The sequence below is a fragment of the Acinetobacter gyllenbergii CIP 110306 = MTCC 11365 genome (assembly GCF_000413855.1).
Taxonomy (GTDB): Bacteria; Pseudomonadota; Gammaproteobacteria; order Pseudomonadales; family Moraxellaceae; genus Acinetobacter; species Acinetobacter gyllenbergii.
Genome location: NZ_ATGG01000019.1, coordinates 28,828 through 47,877 on the forward strand (window position 1 = coordinate 28,828; position 19,050 = coordinate 47,877).

The 19,050-nt window shown below is 40.9% G+C and carries 19 protein-coding genes; 3 read left to right on the forward strand and 16 right to left on the reverse strand.

Features of this window, described 5'->3' with window-relative positions; translation table 11 throughout:
• Nucleotides 1-9: 9 nt before the first annotated feature.
• Complete coding sequence (locus tag F957_RS08295) at nt 10-651, reverse strand: LysE family translocator (protein ID WP_016541763.1); 642 nt, start codon at nt 649-651, stop codon at nt 10-12.
• Between the two features lie 91 nt (nt 652-742).
• Here F957_RS08295 and F957_RS08290 point away from each other — a divergent pair, with 91 nt between their 5' ends.
• The gene (locus F957_RS08290) at nt 743-1,699 is read left to right on the forward strand and encodes a LysR family transcriptional regulator (protein WP_016660417.1); all 957 of its coding nucleotides are present in this window, start codon (nt 743-745) and stop codon (nt 1,697-1,699) included.
• Between the two features lie 117 nt (nt 1,700-1,816).
• Nucleotides 1,817-3,160 carry a chromate efflux transporter gene (gene chrA, locus F957_RS08285; RefSeq protein WP_016541765.1) on the forward strand — a complete coding sequence of 448 codons (1,344 nt, stop codon included), beginning with the start codon at nt 1,817-1,819 and terminating at the stop codon, nt 3,158-3,160.
• Between the two features lie 46 nt (nt 3,161-3,206).
• On the opposite strand, the gene dmeF is transcribed toward chrA, so the two are convergent.
• Entirely contained in the window at nt 3,207-4,136 is a 930-nt protein-coding gene (gene dmeF, locus F957_RS08280) for a CDF family Co(II)/Ni(II) efflux transporter DmeF (protein ID WP_016660418.1), read from the reverse strand.
• Nucleotides 4,137-4,191: 55 nt separating this feature from the next.
• On the opposite strand from dmeF, the gene F957_RS08275 reads away from it, so the two are divergent.
• Nucleotides 4,192-4,458 (forward strand): metal/formaldehyde-sensitive transcriptional repressor, encoded by a 267-nt coding sequence (locus F957_RS08275; protein ID WP_004654733.1) that lies wholly within the window; start codon nt 4,192-4,194, stop codon nt 4,456-4,458.
• On the opposite strand, the gene F957_RS08270 is transcribed toward F957_RS08275, so the two are convergent.
• From F957_RS08270 to F957_RS08205, 14 genes are all read right to left on the reverse strand, one after another.
• On the reverse strand, nt 4,453-5,070 hold the full coding sequence (locus F957_RS08270; RefSeq protein ID WP_016541767.1) for an ATP-binding cassette domain-containing protein: 618 nt from the start codon (nt 5,068-5,070) through the stop codon (nt 4,453-4,455). The two genes, F957_RS08275 and F957_RS08270, sit on opposite strands and share 6 nt — an antisense overlap.
• Nucleotides 5,067-5,762, reverse strand: a complete 696-nt coding sequence (modB, locus tag F957_RS08265) for a molybdate ABC transporter permease subunit (protein ID WP_004654738.1) — start codon at nt 5,760-5,762, stop codon at nt 5,067-5,069. Before modB ends, F957_RS08270 begins: the two co-directional genes overlap by 4 nt.
• 4 nt (nt 5,763-5,766) lie before the next feature.
• Nucleotides 5,767-6,537, reverse strand: coding sequence for a molybdate ABC transporter substrate-binding protein (gene modA / locus F957_RS08260; protein WP_016541768.1), 771 nt, complete (start codon nt 6,535-6,537; stop codon nt 5,767-5,769).
• Between the two features lie 100 nt (nt 6,538-6,637).
• Nucleotides 6,638-7,084: a hypothetical protein gene (locus F957_RS08255; protein WP_016660419.1), complete on the reverse strand. Its 447-nt coding sequence runs from the start codon at nt 7,082-7,084 to the stop codon at nt 6,638-6,640.
• Between the two features lie 160 nt (nt 7,085-7,244).
• Nucleotides 7,245-7,745 (reverse strand): hypothetical protein, encoded by a 501-nt coding sequence (locus F957_RS08250; protein WP_016541770.1) that lies wholly within the window; start codon nt 7,743-7,745, stop codon nt 7,245-7,247.
• Between the two features lie 122 nt (nt 7,746-7,867).
• A complete protein-coding gene (locus tag F957_RS08245) occupies nt 7,868-8,131 on the reverse strand; it encodes a PAAR domain-containing protein (protein ID WP_004654745.1) in 264 nt (87 codons plus the stop codon).
• A 33-nt stretch (nt 8,132-8,164) separates the two neighbouring features.
• Nucleotides 8,165-8,938: an OmpA family protein gene (locus F957_RS08240; protein WP_016541771.1), complete on the reverse strand. Its 774-nt coding sequence runs from the start codon at nt 8,936-8,938 to the stop codon at nt 8,165-8,167.
• Complete coding sequence (gene tagF / locus F957_RS08235; protein ID WP_016541772.1) at nt 8,935-9,894, reverse strand: type VI secretion system-associated protein TagF; 960 nt, start codon at nt 9,892-9,894, stop codon at nt 8,935-8,937. The genes F957_RS08240 and tagF overlap by 4 nt, the downstream gene beginning before the upstream one ends.
• A gap of 37 nt (nt 9,895-9,931) precedes the next feature.
• The gene (gene tssM, locus F957_RS08230) at nt 9,932-13,753 is read right to left on the reverse strand and encodes a type VI secretion system membrane subunit TssM (RefSeq protein WP_016541773.1); all 3,822 of its coding nucleotides are present in this window, start codon (nt 13,751-13,753) and stop codon (nt 9,932-9,934) included.
• Between the two features lie 28 nt (nt 13,754-13,781).
• Complete coding sequence (locus F957_RS08225; protein WP_016541774.1) at nt 13,782-15,206, reverse strand: hypothetical protein; 1,425 nt, start codon at nt 15,204-15,206, stop codon at nt 13,782-13,784.
• Complete coding sequence (gene tssG / locus F957_RS08220; protein ID WP_016541775.1) at nt 15,206-16,201, reverse strand: type VI secretion system baseplate subunit TssG; 996 nt, start codon at nt 16,199-16,201, stop codon at nt 15,206-15,208. The genes F957_RS08225 and tssG overlap by 1 nt, the downstream gene beginning before the upstream one ends.
• Complete coding sequence (gene tssF, locus F957_RS08215; protein WP_016541776.1) at nt 16,165-17,973, reverse strand: type VI secretion system baseplate subunit TssF; 1,809 nt, start codon at nt 17,971-17,973, stop codon at nt 16,165-16,167. Before tssF ends, tssG begins: the two co-directional genes overlap by 37 nt.
• A 12-nt stretch (nt 17,974-17,985) precedes the next feature.
• Entirely contained in the window at nt 17,986-18,462 is a 477-nt protein-coding gene (gene tssE, locus F957_RS08210; RefSeq protein ID WP_004654759.1) for a type VI secretion system baseplate subunit TssE, read from the reverse strand.
• A 78-nt stretch (nt 18,463-18,540) separates the two neighbouring features.
• Nucleotides 18,541-19,044 (reverse strand): Hcp family type VI secretion system effector, encoded by a 504-nt coding sequence (locus F957_RS08205; protein WP_004654761.1) that lies wholly within the window; start codon nt 19,042-19,044, stop codon nt 18,541-18,543.
• Nucleotides 19,045-19,050 lie beyond the last annotated feature (6 nt).

Consider the following 19,050-nt stretch of genomic DNA (forward strand, 5'->3'; position numbering starts at 1 on the left):
TTTTTATGTTCAAGTAAAGGCAACGCTCCAGATCAATCGTATTGCAACTGCACTCAAGATAATCCCCATCGCCCGTTCAAAATACACCCCGAACTCCAAAAAGCGTTTCCGCACAATCGGTTGTGCAAACATGATGCTGACCAAAATAAACCATAATGCATTGACTAGACACATCCAGACACCATAACCAATTTGAACCTTTAACGGTGTGGTCGGGCTAACAATGGTGGTAAAAATCGCCAGAAAGAAAACTGTTGCTTTCGGATTCAAAGCATTGGTTAGAAAACCCATATTAAAGGCTTGAATTAAGCTCGGTTTACCCATCACCTCGCCAGCCAAAATATCCAGATTGGCATTCGGTTGACTACGTAAACATTGCCAGCCCAAATAAATCAAATAAGCCGCCCCTGCTACGCGTAATACCGACATTAACCAAACGCTTTGCTGGATCAATACGCCCACCCCGACCAAGGTGTAAAACACATGCACCGAAATGCCGACACCAATACCAATTGCAGTGATACAGCCAATTAGATAGCCATATCGAACACTCTGTCGTACTGTAATAATAAAATCAGGACCCGGTAAAACAACGGCCATAAAATGGATCAATGCCAAGGCCAGAAACTCATGTCCATACAACTGCCACATTTGATTTATCTCCATCATGACTACAGGAAAAGATTGTATTGCGCTTTTTAAATCGCGATAATCCAATCAAATTCCAAATAACTTTTGCTTCATGAGCACAAATCAAAGTCTGGTTCTGTTAAATGAAATGGCAACCTTTGTCAAAGTTGTCGAAACGGAAAGCTTTTCTGAAACGGCACGTCAGCTCGGTTCAACCCCTTCTGCCGTAAGCCGTGCGATTGCCCGTTTAGAACGGGCTTTGGGCACACGCTTATTACATCGCACCACCCGTAAACTGCGCTTAAGTGAAAGTGGTCAACAGGTGTACGAACGCTGTGTCGACATGGTCAATGCTGCGCAAGCGGTGATGGAAAGTTCAGGACAGTTTCATATTGAGCCACAGGGCATTATTCGGATCAGCGTGCCCAAAGCCGTTGGGCATTTTATGCTGCATCCCCATCTGCCCGAATTCTTGGCCCTATATCCAAAAATTGATATCCAACTGCTGTTGGAAGACCGCTATATTGACTTGATTGATGATGGTGTCGATCTGGCGATTCGCATTACCGAGCAACCTCCAGGTGGATTGATGGGGCGAAAACTGATTGATATTGATCATTTGATCTGTGCCACACCTGAATATTTGCAGAAAAATGGCACACCGCAACATCCACACGACTTAAAGCAGCATCAGTGTATCTATTTGGGTGAACAACCGAATGATTCGAAGTGGAAATTCCAGCAAGAACAGAAATCAATTACGGTGCTTGTCCGTGGTCGTTATGCTGCCAATCATACTGGGGTGCGCCTCAGTGCCGCTTTACAACATTTAGGCATTGCCAGTTTGCCGTACTTCGTAGCACGCCATGCTTTGGAGCAAGGCACACTTGTTCAGGTCTTACCTGATTGGCATTTTAAAACCCACTACAGCGGTGGCGCATGGTTGCTCTATCCACCTACCCGTCATGTGCCACCGAAATTGAGTGTATTCATTCAATATTTAGCAGAAAAATTAGCCGCAGAACCGATTTTAGTTCAACAGAGCTCACCAATAAAAAATAATGATTAACTCATCTAAATTCAATAATTTCATCATTTTGAATTATTAACTCACTAAAATTTATAAACTCAATACTCAATTTTATTTATCATCTAGAAATAAAAAGAAAACTCTTTGGAATACATCATGCAATCAGCTGATCCTACAAATCCAACGCCAACAATTCCGTTCAGGCAAGCCTTTTTGTTCTGGCTGAAATTGGGATTTATCAGCTTTGGCGGACCTGCTGGTCAAATTGCAGTGATGCATCAAGAACTGGTAGAAAATAAACGTTGGATTTCTGAAAAAAGATTCTTACATGCGTTGAATTACTGCATGCTACTCCCCGGTCCTGAGGCACAACAGCTCGCCACCTATATTGGTTGGCTCATGCACCGAACGATGGGCGGTCTTGTTGCAGGGATTTTATTTGTTCTGCCCTCCCTATTTATCCTGATCGCGCTATCATGGATTTACGTGCAGTTTGGTGATGTACCGATTATTGCAGGCTTGTTTTATGGGATTAAACCTGCGGTCACGGCGATTGTCTTTCATGCCACTTATCGTATTGGTAGTCGTTCCTTGAAAAATCCATTTCTATGGGGAATTGCTGCTACTGCATTTATTGCCATCTTCGTATTTAACGTCCCTTTTCCTTTCATTGTTTTAGCAGCTGCTATTTTAGGCTATGTACTGAGTAAGAAAAAACCAGATTTATTTACGGTTCAGAATTCCCATCAAAACAGTCATAAAAGTTATGGGACCGCCCTAATTGATGATGATACGCCAACACCTGCCCATGCAATTTTCCATTGGTCAACTCTTATTAAAATCGTGGTCATTGCAGCCTTGCTCTGGTTGATTCCAATCACACTGTTAACCCTAAGCCTCGGTTGGCAAAATGGCTATACCCAAATGGCATGGTTCTTTAGCAAAGCCGCCTTACTCACCTTTGGCGGTGCTTATGCAGTTTTGCCCTATGTGTATCAAGGTGCGGTCAATCATTATGCGTGGCTGAGTCCAACCCAAATGATTGATGGGTTAGCACTTGGTGAAAGTACTCCTGGCCCGTTAATCATGGTGGTGGCTTTCGTGGGTTTTCTGGGGGCTTATAACCATGCGTTATTGGGGGCTGATCAGCTCTTTTTAGCAGGTGCAATGGGTGCCGTGATTGTCACTTGGTTTACCTTTTTATTTTCCTTTGTATTTATTTTAGCCGGCGCACCAATTATTGAATCTACGCACAATGAACTAAAATTTACGGCGCCACTCACTGCCATTACAGCCGCCGTCGTCGGGGTGATTTTAAATCTGGCGTTGTTCTTTAGTTATCATGTGCTCTGGCCAAAGGGCTTTGATCATGCTTTTAATTATGAAGCGGCTTTTATTACCATTGCCGCACTGATTGCTTTATTCAAATTTCAGCTCAACGTATTGTATGTGATTTTTGCATCGGCCTTTTGCGGCCTCATCTTATATATCGGTGCTTAATTCAATTCATCGAGTAGAACATCTCTCTACTCGATGTCCCTCAGTATTAAATATGATGAATTTCCACAGACGCATGAACAATTTCGTCATGAACCGCCAATTCCGCTTTAACCTGATCAGGATTGAGATCAGTCATGGTGGTTTCCAATCCTAAAATACAAGAGAACTTGCCTTTCCCGACCTTCCATACATGCAGATCAGTAATTTCAACCTGTGAAAACTGGGCAATCACCTCACGTATTTCTTCAACCACAGGATGCCCCATTTCGGCATCCAATAAAGTTTTTGCTGTTTCCTGCATCAATCCCCAAGACCATTTTGTAACCAATAATGCGCCGACAATCCCAAGCAAAGCATCCAGAAAATTCCAGCCAAAATACTTGGCCGCAAATAAGGCAATAATCGCCAAAACGGACGTTACCGCATCAGCAACCACGTGTAAGAATGCGGCTTTTTGGTTTAAATCATGATGATGATCATGGCCATGATGATGTGTTTCATCATGAGAGTGATGATGCTCATGTTCCCCATCATGTAACAACCATGCACAAATCAGATTGACGATCAGACCCACAATCGCAATGGGAATCGCTTCATTAAAATGAATGGTGACAGGGTTAAATAAACGCTCAAGAGATTGAATCCCCATCAACAGCGCCACCACCATCAGTAAAATAGCACTGCTGTATCCCGTCAAGATTTCAATTTTCCATGTACCGAAACTAAAACGTTGATCCTGCGCATAATGTCGTGCCATACGATAGGCAAAATAAGCCAGTCCCAAAGCCAGCATATGCGAACTCATGTGCCAGCCATCAGCAAGCAAAGCCATCGAATTAAAAAACCAACCGCCTAGAATTTCCAAGATCATCATTACAGCGGTCAAAATGGTGGCAATTAAAATTCTTTTTTGGGCCAAGGGATTTCCTTGATCAAACTGATGAGAATGACGTCGTTCTAGGTTACTATGCTGCATTTATTTTAGTCTTTCAATATACCCCCCCCAGTATATATTTTTTTAGGAAAAAAGTATGTCTCACCTCCATCAAGATAAGAAAATTTTAAATCGTCTTAAACGGATTCAAGGGCAGTTCGCAGCAGTCGAGAAATCAATCACAAATCCTGAGAGTTCTTGCATAGAAGTTCTACAGCAGGTTGCGGCAGTCAAAGGTGCGGTAAATGGTTTAATGAATCAATTGATCGAACAACACCTAAAAGAACATGTTTTAAAAGGTGCTGATCATGTGGACGAAGAAGAAGTAGAAAAGTTTTTCACCTTATTACAACGCTATCTATAAATACCAAATTTCGTCCGTGAGTTGTTTAATCTCGGAATGATCATGACTCACATACAACATTGGAATCTTGGTTTCCTGTTTAACGCGTTGAAAAAAAGGAATGATCTCAGCTTTATGCGCCATATCCAATGCAGACAGTGGCTCATCGAGAAGTAACAATTGTGGCGAGTACAACAAAGCTCGTCCTAAGGCGACCCGTTGTTTTTCTCCCCCAGAGAGCTTAATCGGCATACGTTCCAGTAAATGTCCCAATTTAAGCAATTCAACAATATAGTCCACTTCAAACTGACGTTGTTGTGGAGCAATATGCTTAAAACCAAACATTAAATTCTGTTTGACGTTTTTATGGGGGAACAGTTGAGCGTCCTGAAACACCAAACCGACACGACGCTGTTGCGTACTAAGATAAATCTTCTGACCTTGATCAAACCAGGTCTGGTTCTGGATTTTAATCCATCCCGATTGTGGTCGAATTAAGCCCGCAATACTATGTAAAATCGTAGTTTTTCCTGAACCCGAAGCCCCAAATAAACCAATCACCGACTGATCAGATTGAAAGCGTTGATCCAGATAAAATTGCCCTTGTTGTAACTGTATATGACAATCAATCATGTTGAATATCCACGCTTATTTTTCTGATAACGGTTGAACCACTGTGCAAACCACAAGGCAAAGAACGCCACCGATAAAGACAGGATAATCAATCGCCATACCGCGGCTTCGGTATCGGGTTGCTGCATCAAACTATACATTGCCAACGGTAAAGTGCGGGTTTCGCCAGCAATATTGCCCACAAAGGTAATCGTTGCTCCAAACTCACCTAAACTTCGGCAAAAACATAAAATAGCACCGACCAAAATACCGCTACTGGCAAGCGGTAATGTCACCTGCATAAACGCCCCAAAGGAAGATGCACCCAAGGTTTTCGCTGCTAGCTCCAAGCGTTGATCGACCAGTTCAATCGCCAGCCGAATCGATTGTACCAATAAAGGAAAGCCCATCACCGCAGACGCCAATACCGCACCTTTCCAGTTAAAAGCAAACTCTAAACCGAGCGGTGCAAGATATTGCCCCAATAGCCCCCGATTACCAAACAACTGCAGCAGTAAGTAACCAGGCACCACAGGTGGTAAAACCAAAGGTAAAAATACCAAAGTCTCAAACAGTGATTTTCCCCAAAACTCTTTGCGGGCCAATACCCAAGCCACCAAAGTTGCAGGAATTAGGCTAAACACCAGACACGCTGCTGCCACTTTGCAGGACAGCTTGAGAACTTCAATTTCTTCAGGGCTTAAGATCATCATTTAGTTACTGCAACACGCTAAACCCATATTTTTTAAATATCGTTTTTGCCTGTCCGCTTTGTAAAAAATTATAGAATTTAACCGATTCCGCATTCTTCTTGGTTAAACCTACAGGATAAATAATTGGTGGATGCGTATTTTCTGGGAAGATACCCGCCACAACTACATCTTTGCTAATGGCAGCATCCGTCGCATAGACAATACCGACCTGACATTCGCCACGCGCTACAAAGTTTAAGGCGGCACGAACATCTTCTGTTTCAACCAATCGTGGTTGAACTTTGTCCCACCACCCTAGTGAGGTCAACGCCTGTTTAGCATATTTCCCGACTGGCACACTTTTGGTATCCCCTGTACATAGCTTGCCTTGGATGACTTTACTTGGATCAAAACTTTTATCCATTTTTAATTTAAGTGGGCGATCTTTGGGGGTAATCACAACCAAGCGGTTGCCCAATAAATTAATCCGATCTTCTGCTGCAACCAGCTGTTTATTCTGTAAATAGTCCATCCATTGTACATCAGCCGAGATAAACACATCAGCGGGTGCACCTGCCTCAATTTGCTTGGCTAAGGTTGAAGACCCTGCATAGGAAGTTTTAACCTCTGTTTTATTTTTCTGCTCATAGATTGTATCGAGTTCATTCACTGCATTGGTTAAGCTTGCAGCGGCGTAAACAGTAATCGCATCTGCGGCTACTGCATGGGTCTGAATCAATAAACTCGCCCCGAAAGCGGCAGCACAGAGATAAGTTCTTTTCATCATTGTTGGCATTGTTTTGTCCTCAAATTTCGATATGTTTTTAAAAATATATCGCTTAATAAAGATACACTAAAAATAACAATTCGCTAGTCTTGTTATCTTTAGAGCAAACTTATTTCATTGAGATCATTTCTGGATCCAGATAGATAATACCCAAATCAATCTTTTTGGAATAACTAAAATTAGATTTCAATTCTGGAACTTGTTCTGCGTATACATTTGAATAATCAATAATTTTAGAATCATAACCTTTAAAACTTATAAAAATTTCAGCAGGGAGATGACTATATTTCCGCGTATTCGGTTTAATAAAAAAATATGTTTTTCTAACAGAAGGAATTGTAAAATGGCCATCAGCTTTTAATTCTATTTGTGCATCTTTGTCACTTGTTTGTCCATTAAAGCCCATTTCACCACCTTGTTTGACCAATGGTTGCTTAGTCTTACGATCATAGATATAACCTACAACTTCAGGGGTCAAATATAGGGTATGCTTTGTACAGGCTAGCGTAACTAGCACGATAACAACGAGAGAAAAAAATAAAATGCTTTTTTCCATTTTTTAAATCCCTTTAGTGCGTAATAATTACATAAATACATCTCTGAACTAGCGACGCTGCCGATGAGACGACTTCACTCTCTATCTAAGCCAAACAAAATCTTTGCAAATAAAGCATATACCCTAAAAATCCTGTAAAACACTTCATAACTAAAGCAAATTAACCTCTATTATTTGTGAATACTGTTCCTTTTGAACTACACACTTGAACAACTTGATCTTTTGATAGGTTTAGCTCTGAACCAAAGCTTGATAGACATGAATAATTGATAAATTCATACTGTCGAAGATATTTCCCTTTTTTAATTTCTAATCTAATTTGTGTCTCTAAAACTCCATCTTTTAATTTTGAAGTGTCAAAACAGAAAATATGCCGACTCTCTTTATTGGATAAGTTGTCTAAACTTTCGTGATAGATTTCAACAGACATTTGTTCATCAAATGAATTTCCTTGAGAGTGAAATGAGCTATCAAATAAGCCAAACTCACTCGCGGTGTTAATGTCATTTGTTTTGACAGCACAAAGCTGATGACCTGAAACCTCATACTTAAAATCTTCAACCTGCTTCTCTTTACAACCTAAAAGAAAAACAAGCAATAAGAGCATAGAAATTTGTTTTAACACCACCAAAATCTCATCCCAAAATGAAATGCGGAACATCCTTTGATCTATTCATGCTCTATCTATTATTTGATCAAAAATCTGTTCCTTCAACCAATTTTCGAAATCAGTGATCAGAAAAAAATGAAGCCCTTTGCTGAATCAAAGGACTTTAACAGTCTTTAACCTCTAACGGCTAAATTCTGTTTCGGCAATAATTTACAACCGCAAGAAAGTGGGTCATTCACTCTAGCAGCCGCTTTACCCATGACCTGCATATTCGGATCACCAGCGACAATCGTCGCCACCGTTTTATGTTTTGGGCAAGTTGCCTTATCCCCAACACAAGCAATCGGAATGCCTTCTATGAGAAAGCTGCTATTTCCACTGATGACCTGCCCACCACCTGTGGTTGGGCAACCAACAACGATATAGGGTGTTGCCATAATCCCATCCCTCACATTTGGATTTATGAATAATTAAAGTACTTCAAATTCAATACGACGATTTTTCTTACGACCATCTGCTGTTGCATTATCCGCAACTGGCTGACTAGAACCTTTACCTTCAGTGCTTAAACGGTCCGCAGCAATACTTTTACCCACCAGATAACTTTGTACCGCTGCAGCACGTTGCTGACTTAACACCGTATTCTTGTTGGCATCACCAGAGCTATCGGTATGGCCAATAATTTTGACTTTCTTGCCGCCAACCTTATTTAACGCCACTGCCATTTCATCCAGAATCTGTTGTCCTGCCGCAGTCAAGATTGCACTCCCCGATTCAAATTCAATGATTCGGTTCTTCAAAGCATCATCAATGATTTTTTGCTCAGCCTGATTTACTGAAAGTTGTGCATTAAATCGATACGGTTGTTGGACCAGAGCCTGAAAACTGCTCGTGGTCGGTTGAATTTGATTTGGGTCGGTCATTTTACCAGTTAAATCAACCTGAGTTCCTCTAACTCGTAACTGACCTTGTGAAATCTTTTTTAGATCAGGAGTGATAACTCGAGTCACTGAATCACTCCAACCACTCGGCGCAGACACTGGACGTACCTGAATTTTATCCACGACTTGATCAGCACCATAAACAGACTGCATCTTGACCAAGATCGCCTGCTTACTCTCCTCATTAGGAACCACACCCTCCACTACAATCGGTGCAGCATGGAGCAGATGGCTTTGACCTAAAATACATAAGCCAAACAGTAAACTTGCCCAGATAGATTTCGGATTATTTCTCATATTCATTCATCTAAAAAAGTTTGTCTGAACAGCTTCAAACCTTGGTTAAGGCTCAACTGACGCTGACAAAGTGATTGTTCGAGTGTGGCAAGGCCTGCATTCTGCTCCAGATAGGCATCAATCCATTGTGCTTGGATTAAGGACACCCAATGCTCGCTCTGCATGTTTTGGGTAAAAATATCGCTGAGCGCCATGATATCGGCACCTTGGAAACCAATGAATAAAATTGGCTCCTCACGATGCAAGATGCCAATCAGGATTTCAGTATTATTGATACCTAGGAAGCGTCCAATCATCCCAACCCAAAACGCTGCGATTTCATAGCAATACATCGCGTTATTGATCGGTAAGATCAGCACCTTATTTAAACGACTGGTACCATTTTTTAAGATCGGTTGCAGTAAAAGTCCTAATCCGATCATGCTCTGTGCCAGTTCATAGACATTGATTTTCATTAATTGGGCAAAGGAATGCATAGTGTGATTTTCATAAAAACCATTGCATTCTTCAGCAGTGAAAATCTGAACCACATTCGGTAGGTTGTTGAGCTTCTCCAGCATAATATTGGTATCACGAATACTGCGTAATACGCGATTGCGCTGGAATAAATCGACCAAAACTGACTTGTAGTAAAACGGCGCCAATAATAAATTTTGATAAGGCTGCTCAACTTCAAGCAATTGACTCAGTACCATCGGAAATGCACGACCCGAGCTGTCTTGACTAGTAATCAAGTTTGCAGCTAAAAACATCGACTCGGCAGGATTAGCAATAAAAAAATCCAAAGAAGGCAAAGACTCGTAACGCTGCTTAAACTCAGGGACGCGCATGGCATGTTCAAGTGCTTCAGTAATCCACTGATCCAGCACTTGGATTAATGCGTATTGTCCTTTGGATTTCAGAAAGTCACCACGAGCAGGTGTCTTTCCGTAGTACAAAGCTGTTGTTTTTACTTGTTGCATCCAAGCACCTCCGGCTGTTCCCTGATCATCCCTAACATTACGGCGTTACTCCTGACTGGGCAGGCGCTGTGGTTTGCGGCTTTGGTGCGACAGCTGTGGCAGCCCCAGCAGGGGTTGCTTGCGCAGAGACCACACGTACCGCTTTCTCTGTCACCACTTTATCCACCAGTTGTAAGCCTGCATAACCACGGCTAGAGCCAATACTGCCCGAGCTATTACCGCTAATGAGTCGGAAGTTTACTTTCAGCGTTAAAGATGGTTCAGTTTTGCTGGTCCATGTCATTTCAAAACTACCATTTTGCTCTTTACGCTGCGCCGCATCGATCAAACGGTTAATCCCATATTCACCAGGTTCTTCAAAAATCGTATGGGTTTTACCTTCCAAATCAACTGCAGTGATTCGGGCACCAGGGACTGCTCCCTGATTTGGCCAAACAAAGTTCACCCATTGTTGAATTCCATTTTCAAACACCATTCGCTGACCATCAATATCAATGGTATACGATAAGTATTGCGGATTTGGTAATGGATAGAACTGGAAGTTTGATTGATTCGATACAGGTGCAGCTGCAGGTTGATCTAGGCTACCTGTCGCCATGCCATTGATCGGCGCCACATATTGCTGGAACGCCACGACAAATTGTGGATTTAGGCTAATGCCCAAGTCTTTCCATGTTTTCGAGGTCAAGACATAACCACGGCGGATCACAAATGGATCTAATGCTTCTTTGACAAAACGTGCAATACTACCCGTCTCACCAAAGATTTGACCAATTTCATTACTGGTGGCTTGTAAAGTCACGCCCGAATTAAATGGATATTTCTGACTTAAATTGGTTTTAAATGGCTGGTACGCTTGAATACCCCACAATTTATTCAACTCATCTTGGGTCGGCACAATCAAGCTGGCAAATGATTGCGTTAGTGGCGTCATCAGCAATTTTTGTAATAGCTGTTGATCGGTGTCTTTCAGCCCCACCATCATCTTCTCATCCACATATTTCTGTGTGGTATTAAAGACTGACGTTTGATCATTGATGGTCTGTTTCACCAATGCCATTGCACTTGGACCAATTTCACCTGCTGTTTTCAGGTCATTGAACTTACTACGTACTTGTGCAAGATTGTTCATGTACTCATCGAATAATGACTTATCTTGTAAATCATCACGCTTACGTACCAATTGATAGAACATTTGATATTCTTGCGAAATTGCACCTTGTGCACGGTCCATCGCTTGAGCCGCTGCTCTATCATCTGAATTGTTTAGAACTTTACGTTTAAACCAAGCGACAAAGCCTTTTTCAGGAACGGCCAGTTCAGCCTGTACAATTGGATTATCCCAGTTGGTTTCAATTGCAATGCGTTGTAATAAAGTACGAATTGGTGAATTTTGTGGTTCACCCAAAACATCAATACTCTTCACTTGCTGAGCGAATTGATCGTTTTTAGCATAATAAATGCCGTTCAGGAATTTTTTCCATTCCGCCACATATTCTTGCTTATACAGCGCGACCAATTGTTTGCGGATTTGTTCTGGACTACCAGAGAAGGTTAAATCATCCGATTGACGGCTATTTAACACCCAATCTTTGCTGTCTGTTGGCTTATTCGCAGCTTCATCAATTGCCTTTTCAACATACTCATCCCATGCCTTTTGCGTAAACACACCTGGTAATGCATAGCTACCCAGGACAATGGCACGGTTTTGTTCACCCACAATTTGCCCAACTGTGACTGCTGGGAAGCGTACCGCTGCACGCATCTTAATCTCGTTATAGACACGGTCACGTGCTGGCATCCCACGAATCACTGACAATAAAACTTGACGGGTTTGATCGACCACTTGTGCATCTGTTTCAAGTACTGGGAAGCCTTCTTGATTAGCCAAAGTCATGGCGTAAGAGAGGATCTTCTCTGCATCCTGAATCATTTCACCACGCGGCATTTGTCCACGATTGGCATCCAGCCAAGAGCGCCAGAAGCGAGATACTTGGTCACTTAAATGACTGGTATCCATATATTCATGGTTACTCATCATCAAATAGGCTTTTAATGCATTATAAGCATCTTGTGGATTGCTATCCGAAGGCTCTAAATACTGCTGTGTTTTTGCAACTTGTTTGATTTCGACATTGACATGATTGGCTTTTAAAGTCGCCTCGTTATTTTTAACACGCTGTAAATATTGCGCAATATTTTGCTGTGTTGGGGTCAAAACAATTTGCTTGATCCCTTTCAAATACTCGGCTTTTAAGCTCTCACGTAATTGATTGCCTTGGTAAAGACCAAAACTGAATTTAAGCGGACGATGATCATCAAACTCGTCCAGTTGTTGCAAGCGTTCTTGCAGAATCAATAAGGCTTCAAGTTGAGTCGATAATTGCTGCCCAGACGTTTTTTCCAAGTGCACCACTTTATCTAAATCAGCCTGTACATCCGCAATCAGTTGCTGATTATTGCGATATGACCAGACCCAGACACCCAATACTAAAGAAACCCCAACCAATGCCGCAATAAATCCGATATAACGCTGGCGTTTTTTTGCAGGATTGATGTGCTGTTTCACCAGATCTTTATCTCGTAAAATCACATTAGAGAATAGACCCTGTAAAAAATAACCATGATTTGGCGCAAGCGAAGCATTTACACCATCTTGACCATTGCCCTGAACTTGCTGCAGTTGAAACTCTTGCGCAATGTTTTCCGTCATTGGGCTTTCAATCGTCCCTTCTTGTAAGGCACTGGTAAAATAGAAACCACGGAAAATCGGTTGGAACTGGTATGGATTATCTTCAAATAATGTGCCGACAAAACTTTTTAACGCGGGTTTAAGCGTTTTGAATTCCAATGGAAAAGTCATGACACTCGGCGAAATATTTTGCGAATGGCGACGACTTAAATGCGTGGTACTGACACTCTTTAAACCGTCATAAAGAATGCTGTAATGTTTTTCGAATAATTCTACCGCATTCTGAGACGAGTTCTGTTCATAAGGTAAAGTTGCACCCCACGCCTGATTATATTCTTGCGACTCATAGCAATCAAAAAACTCCGTAAAACCTGCAATCAAGTCCATTTTAGAAAAGACCAAATAAACAGGAACCACGACCTCAAGTTTTTCAGTTAGATCTTGAATTCGAGCGCGTAGATTTTTGGCTAATTTTATTGAGTTCTCAGGACTCTGGCTGATCAATTCGGCAATACTAACAATCAATACCAAACCATTGACAGGGGCTTTAGAACGGTTTTTCTTTAAAATATTTAAAAAGCCCAACCATTCAGAATGATCTTCGGAATACACTGAATAGCGTCCTGCGGTATCCAGCAAAATGCCTTCGGTAGAAAAGAACCAGTCACAGTTCCTTGTTCCACTTAGACCCGCTGAAACCATTTTCTGATGGGTTTCTTCAAAGGGAAACTTCAAACCAGAATTATAGATCGCAGAACTTTTACCCGCAGCTGGATTACCAATCACCATATACCAAGGCAATTCGTACAATGCGGCATTGCCCTTTTTATCACCCAATTTAGATTTACGAATCAATTGAATTGATTCTTTCATCTGCTGCTGAATTAACTGTAGCTCGGCTTTGTCTTTGTGTTGACCATATTCAGCTTGGCTGTCTTTCTCAATCGCATTGGCCAGTTCTTCACCTTGTTCAGCGTGGCGTTTTCTTTGAATCAGCCAATAGATACCATAGACGATTAAACCCAATGCATAGGTTGCTGCCAATGCCCAAAAGATATGCCGAGGAATAGACGAGTATGAAGAAATCAGTGCCACGAATAAGGATAAAGCAATAATAGCTTTAGGATTCGTGATGTACTGCCACAGATAACCTAAAATGATATACATTGAGTTCTCGAATTCTTAATAAAGTTAATTAATCAGCAATTGCTACACTTTCCTGATCTTGTGTGATCTCAGGAACAGCTTGGATAAATGCTTGTAAATTTGATCCATAAACAAAGGCAACCTGTGACTCAGAAAAATGTGCCCCCAACATTAATCCAAACAGTTTTGCCACGTTTTGGGTGTGTCCAAAAATAGGTTTGCAGTACAAATAATGGTGCGCCTCGACTGGACTTTGCTTAAAAAACTGTTCCAATTTCTTGGCCACCTTGACATCAGCACCATCCTCAACCACCAATACAAAAGGTTCTTCAGCCTGATACTGCGGTAAATCATCAATCCCCAGCTCTTTGAAAATTTGATCGATATTATTTTGGTTGCTGACCAACTTAAAGGTCTTTTCAGGTTGCCACTGTTCTAGCTGAACCGCAGGATTGGCCAAACAACTACTGCTCACAAATTCTGCAGGGATATACGCGCTTGCTCCCCAAGACTTTTCATCAATAATTTCTTGTTCAATTTCTGAATCTGCCGCAATGATCAATGAAATTTCATGGGCTTGGTTTTGAATCCGCTCAAGCAACTCAAGCAGATGTTGCTCAGTCGATGCCGCGCTAAGATAGTGATATTCAATATGGAACTTTTGTGGAATGATACCAAGGTCATAAAAAATGGCCTGAATACTTTCATTGCTACTCAAATCATTCCAGGTATGCACCACGTCTTCAGACAATAAAATGTGCAGATTTAGTTTATCCAAACGATAGACCTGCTCGACCTGAATGGATTCATGCGCTTCATCGTCGGAAAAGCTTGGATCAATCCATGCAGGGTGCATACGGTATTCATGCAAATTTTGGCTTTCATAAAACAGACTAGACCGCTTTAAGTGGTCTGAAATCGAAGCTAAAAGTTCTGTGTGCTGTTCAATTTGATGGTGGATTAGCGCCATGATACGTTGCTGTCGAACCGACAAGAACTGCAACTCCTCATCATCCTCACTTTGGACTTGTTGGTCTAAGTCTGTAATGCGATAAGAAAGAATGGGAATACCATGAAAATTCACCAGATCCTGATCTAACTGAGGACTGGTAAACTGCTTGATTCCATCCAGAATCGCATCATTTTCACCCAGTGCACTATATGCACCTGCCGCATAGAGATTTAGCTTTAACCATTTACTCTCCAACTCAACTGGCTGTGCCTCAGTGGCACTCTGCTCTGAATTTTGTTGGGCTTGCAATGCTTGTTGCTTTTTTTCTTTATAATGTTGATAAGCTTTATAGATCAACCAAGGTGACAGTAACACCAAAGTAATCACGACTGGTAGGATCAGGAAATAATTAATTAAATCGGCAGATTCGGGCTGATATTGAATATCACGCCAGTAATAAACCACCACCAAGCCGACCAAGATAAAGCAACTGATGAGTGTCGCTAAAATTTTCTTCACCATTATGCGGCTCCTAAAAGTGCATAACGTGTTTCCGTGTTATGTTGTAATTGTTCAGATGGCATTAAAAATGCCCCTTGGCCCAGACCTACCTGATGCTCAGAATTTAAACAGATTGGATTGATGTCACATTTATCCAAAATCAAACGTACATCAATAAACAGTGTTGGACTGCACCAAGTTTGAATCAGGTGTTTTAACTTTTTATTTAAAGGCTGATCAGGCAGAAAAGCTAAATACTGTTCTCGCGGTAATGGCCCAATTTGAATCTCGATTTTGCCGTCAATTTGCTGAACCGTATCGCCACAAAAGGTATTTACACCCAGTAGACTTGGGTTACTACCACCTAAACTGGTCTTCTGCTCATCAGCCAGATGAAAGGTTTCTTTAACAAATTCTTGAATCTGAACCTGTTGATTAAACACACATGACAGCACTGTTTTTAAAGCATGTGCGGTATTGTTTTGCCCCTGCATCAAACCAGAAAATTCTGCAAAATACTCATCTAGATCTTGTTGTTCATGCTGGGCGCGAATATAACCATTTAAAGCATGCAAAATATCCAGATAATGATTGTCTTGTTCAATCTCATAACGCACTGCCAAATTATACGCCAAGCTGGCATCGACATATTTGGCTGTCAACTTATGATTGAATAGACCTAAAAACTCTTTAATCTCGAGTCGCTGCTGTCGGCTACTTTGTTTTAATTTATTGGTATAGGTATAAGGCAGTGCCCCTTGTGTCCCTGTAAGTCCGACCACCAGATTGGTTAAATGAATACGCTGATCTTGATAACTGAGTTCTTCAATCTCAGTCGCAGGGAAGCTTAAACTAAATGAGGTGCCAAATTTAAAATCCTCAGACCAACGCTTTACTTGTGATGCCTGTGGATGATGGCGTAACAAGCGTGTAGATTGAATAAACTCAAAGGAACCTGACTTTTTAAAAACTTGGTCGACTACAGAAGAGTCTTGCCACCAACGTTCTGCACGCATTGGTATATCTCCTGCTGGTTAAGACTGTCTTTGACGACCACATCAACAAAACTATTAATTTGAACTTTTAAATTAAAAATGTGGCTTAATAACTGGCTGAAAATATAGAGACTATGTCCACGGAAAACACTCTTATTCACTGAAAGCTCAGCCTTAACCCCACGAATGAACATCGGAAAAGGTTTTGCATTCATCAATTTATTGGTGGTTGTGAAGTTGAGCTGTTTCAGAGCATCAATCAATAAAATATTTTCTTTAGAATGCGGTAAGTTATATAAAGCCAAAAGCTCCTTCACATGACTCAGTGCATCCCCTTTCATTAAGGCCAAGGTATTCAACGAAAGATGAGAAATAATGCGCCATTGCTCGTTGCTATTTTTATCAAAATGATAAGGCGATGTCGGACGCTTTAAAATCAAGGCGCGTCTTGCCAAACTACTGTCATTTAAATTCAGAATATTATTGCTCTGGCTTAATGCTTCATGCGGCAAATCACCATTGGAGCAGAGTAAACGTGTACTAATAAAATCTGATTTGATTTCATAAGGTTTCAAATGTTTGGAAACAATCGAATAACCCATTTGCATGATTTTGGTCTGCGAAGGCAGATAATTTAAAGAATAGAAAAATTGAACCTTATCATTGTGATAATGACTCATTGCAAAAAATGGCAATACAGGGAGATGGGTTTGTTCCTGATTGGTCTTTTCACGTACCATATTCATCTCAAGGATAGAATAGACTTGATACAACTCAGGATGATGCGCATCCGTGACCAATGGATATTGTAGTTGTGTATGTGAAATTTTTTGCGGTTCAGCCTGCTTTTCAAACAAATTAATTGCAGGTGTGGTAAATAATTTAAAATTGGCAATATTAAGTTCTGAATAATTACGAACCACTGCCTGATCATTCAAATTGAGTTTGAGATGGATCAAAATTTCAAAGCTATTGTGCTGCTGTAATAATCCCTTGAGCACACTTAAATCAAGATTCAGATAATTAAACTTTTCAGGGAAGCAAAAATATTCCATCAATAAGCGATAAGCGTGGTGGGTATGCTGATCAATCGGCAATAAACTTTCTTGCTCACTAAAACCCATCACCTCAAAAGGATTACTCACCTCGATGACGCGCTGCCCAACCCGAATTGCAAAACCTGTATCTTTACGAAAAATACTATCCAAAACTTGCAATGGAAAATTTGAAATTGCATCTAAATAGATCGGTAATTTTTCGTCCAAGATCCATTGTTGGGCATCATTAAAGATTTCAAATTTCAAACTTAAGGTCGCATTTTGATTCAAATGCATATGCGTACTCGGTGAGGTTTGAAACTCCAAATGCGTCAATTCAATTGGTAATAATCGAACCTCATTGCTGGTATTAAACTCACATTGCACACCTTTAAAACTGCGTGACTTCAAGGCTGTTTTTTGCGGAATCAAATGTGCTGCAGTTAATTGTTTAAGTTTATTGCTATCTTCAAAACTAACCACAGTACAAGCAGGAAAATGGCGTAAATATTGAGGAAACATCACCTCAAATAAAGAATGGGTAAATAGCTCATAGCTGTCAGCTAACTTTTTATCAATACGCGCTGCAATCAATGAAAAGGCCTGAATTAAGCGCTCAATATGCGGGTCATCAATTTGTTCTTGGTTAAGCGATAGACGTTGCGCAATCTTCGGATATTTCTGCGCGAACTCTCGAGATTGTTGACCGAATTCTTGTAGTTGTTTTTCATAATACGGTAAAAGTTGCTCTATCACTGTTCGCTCACACTAAGTTCTGGCAGAAATAACATATTGTTGTGTTGTTGGTTTGAGTAAAGCATCGAAAAAGACAGGTTCATATAAGGGGTGAATATTTAAGTAGGCCTGAATACTTAAACACAGCGATCCCATATTATGTCCATCTAATAGCATCTCAACTTTGATCTGCCGCAATCTCGGCTCATGTGCTGCAATAGACTGCTCAATCGATTGACAAATTTTATCTCGATCCAAGGGATTCGCCGTCGACAAGCCGACGAAATCAATAATTCCAAACTGCAAAATTGATTTTTTTGCCAGTGGAAATTCATCCATATCTCGATCAAATTGTGCGATCCGACTATTCAACAAGTCTTCCAAATCACGAGCAACCGACTCTCGCAACTGCTGAATCGACATTCCTCTTAAATAATCTTCTTGCTCTGGTACTAAACGATCAAATAATGTTGATCTGAATCCATAAGGATATAGATGATCTAAATTCATTTTTTATAAGAACAACATCTTGGAAAAATAGAGGCTAATAGGCACCTATTAACCTCTATTAGAAAATCACGGTACTAATTACGCAGCGTATGAAGCTGTGTTATTAGAAAGTGACCATTTCTTAGTAACAGCACCTTTCGCAGTACCGTTAATGTCTTGCTGGTTATAAGTCCACTCAACAGCAGCGTATTTCAAACCAAATGTTTCTGTTGGAACACCTTCTTCGTTTACAGTCGGTGTTACGCTAGAAACAAGAACGTGTTTCAATTTGATTTGTAAGTATTTGATGCGTTTATCACCATTTGCACGGTAGTAATCGATCTGTACTTCATCAAATGTATAACCTGCAGAACACGCTTCCCAAAGTTTAGGACTAGTTGCATCCAAATCTTTAACGAAGATCATGTCTGAGTGCTCAACACGTTCAGCTGTATGGCCACCTACGCTACTAGAAGTCGCAGATTTAGGTTGACGAATGTTATGAGACCAAGAGTTAACTTCTAGCCAACCTTTGTGTTCAGAATCGCGAGATTCTCCGTCTACCTTGTACTTACCACGAAACTCAACATATATATCTTTCATTTAAAA

What these genes read in the sequence shown, in the direction of transcription:
- F957_RS08275 (WP_004654733.1), top strand. Translation starts at nt 4,192, where the DNA reads ATGTCTCACCTCCATCAAGATAAGAAAATTTTAAATCGTCTTAAACGG.
- tssE (WP_004654759.1), bottom strand. Translation starts at nt 18,462, where the DNA reads ATGAATTTAGATCATCTATATCCTTATGGATTCAGATCAACATTATTT.
- F957_RS08240 (WP_016541771.1), bottom strand. Translation starts at nt 8,938, where the DNA reads ATGAATATGAGAAATAATCCGAAATCTATCTGGGCAAGTTTACTGTTT.
- F957_RS08205 (WP_004654761.1), bottom strand. Translation starts at nt 19,044, where the DNA reads ATGAAAGATATATATGTTGAGTTTCGTGGTAAGTACAAGGTAGACGGA.
- F957_RS08255 (WP_016660419.1), bottom strand. Translation starts at nt 7,084, where the DNA reads ATGGAAAAAAGCATTTTATTTTTTTCTCTCGTTGTTATCGTGCTAGTT.
- F957_RS08290 (WP_016660417.1), top strand. Translation starts at nt 743, where the DNA reads ATGAGCACAAATCAAAGTCTGGTTCTGTTAAATGAAATGGCAACCTTT.
- dmeF (WP_016660418.1), bottom strand. Translation starts at nt 4,136, where the DNA reads ATGCAGCATAGTAACCTAGAACGACGTCATTCTCATCAGTTTGATCAA.
- F957_RS08225 (WP_016541774.1), bottom strand. Translation starts at nt 15,206, where the DNA reads ATGGTGAAGAAAATTTTAGCGACACTCATCAGTTGCTTTATCTTGGTC.
- tssM (WP_016541773.1), bottom strand. Translation starts at nt 13,753, where the DNA reads ATGTATATCATTTTAGGTTATCTGTGGCAGTACATCACGAATCCTAAA.
- tssG (WP_016541775.1), bottom strand. Translation starts at nt 16,201, where the DNA reads ATGCGTGCAGAACGTTGGTGGCAAGACTCTTCTGTAGTCGACCAAGTT.
- modA (WP_016541768.1), bottom strand. Translation starts at nt 6,537, where the DNA reads ATGCCAACAATGATGAAAAGAACTTATCTCTGTGCTGCCGCTTTCGGG.
- F957_RS08250 (WP_016541770.1), bottom strand. Translation starts at nt 7,745, where the DNA reads ATGTTCCGCATTTCATTTTGGGATGAGATTTTGGTGGTGTTAAAACAA.
- F957_RS08295 (WP_016541763.1), bottom strand. Translation starts at nt 651, where the DNA reads ATGTGGCAGTTGTATGGACATGAGTTTCTGGCCTTGGCATTGATCCAT.
- modB (WP_004654738.1), bottom strand. Translation starts at nt 5,762, where the DNA reads ATGATGATCTTAAGCCCTGAAGAAATTGAAGTTCTCAAGCTGTCCTGC.
- F957_RS08245 (WP_004654745.1), bottom strand. Translation starts at nt 8,131, where the DNA reads ATGGCAACACCCTATATCGTTGTTGGTTGCCCAACCACAGGTGGTGGG.
- F957_RS08270 (WP_016541767.1), bottom strand. Translation starts at nt 5,070, where the DNA reads ATGATTGATTGTCATATACAGTTACAACAAGGGCAATTTTATCTGGAT.
- chrA (WP_016541765.1), top strand. Translation starts at nt 1,817, where the DNA reads ATGCAATCAGCTGATCCTACAAATCCAACGCCAACAATTCCGTTCAGG.
- tagF (WP_016541772.1), bottom strand. Translation starts at nt 9,894, where the DNA reads ATGCAACAAGTAAAAACAACAGCTTTGTACTACGGAAAGACACCTGCT.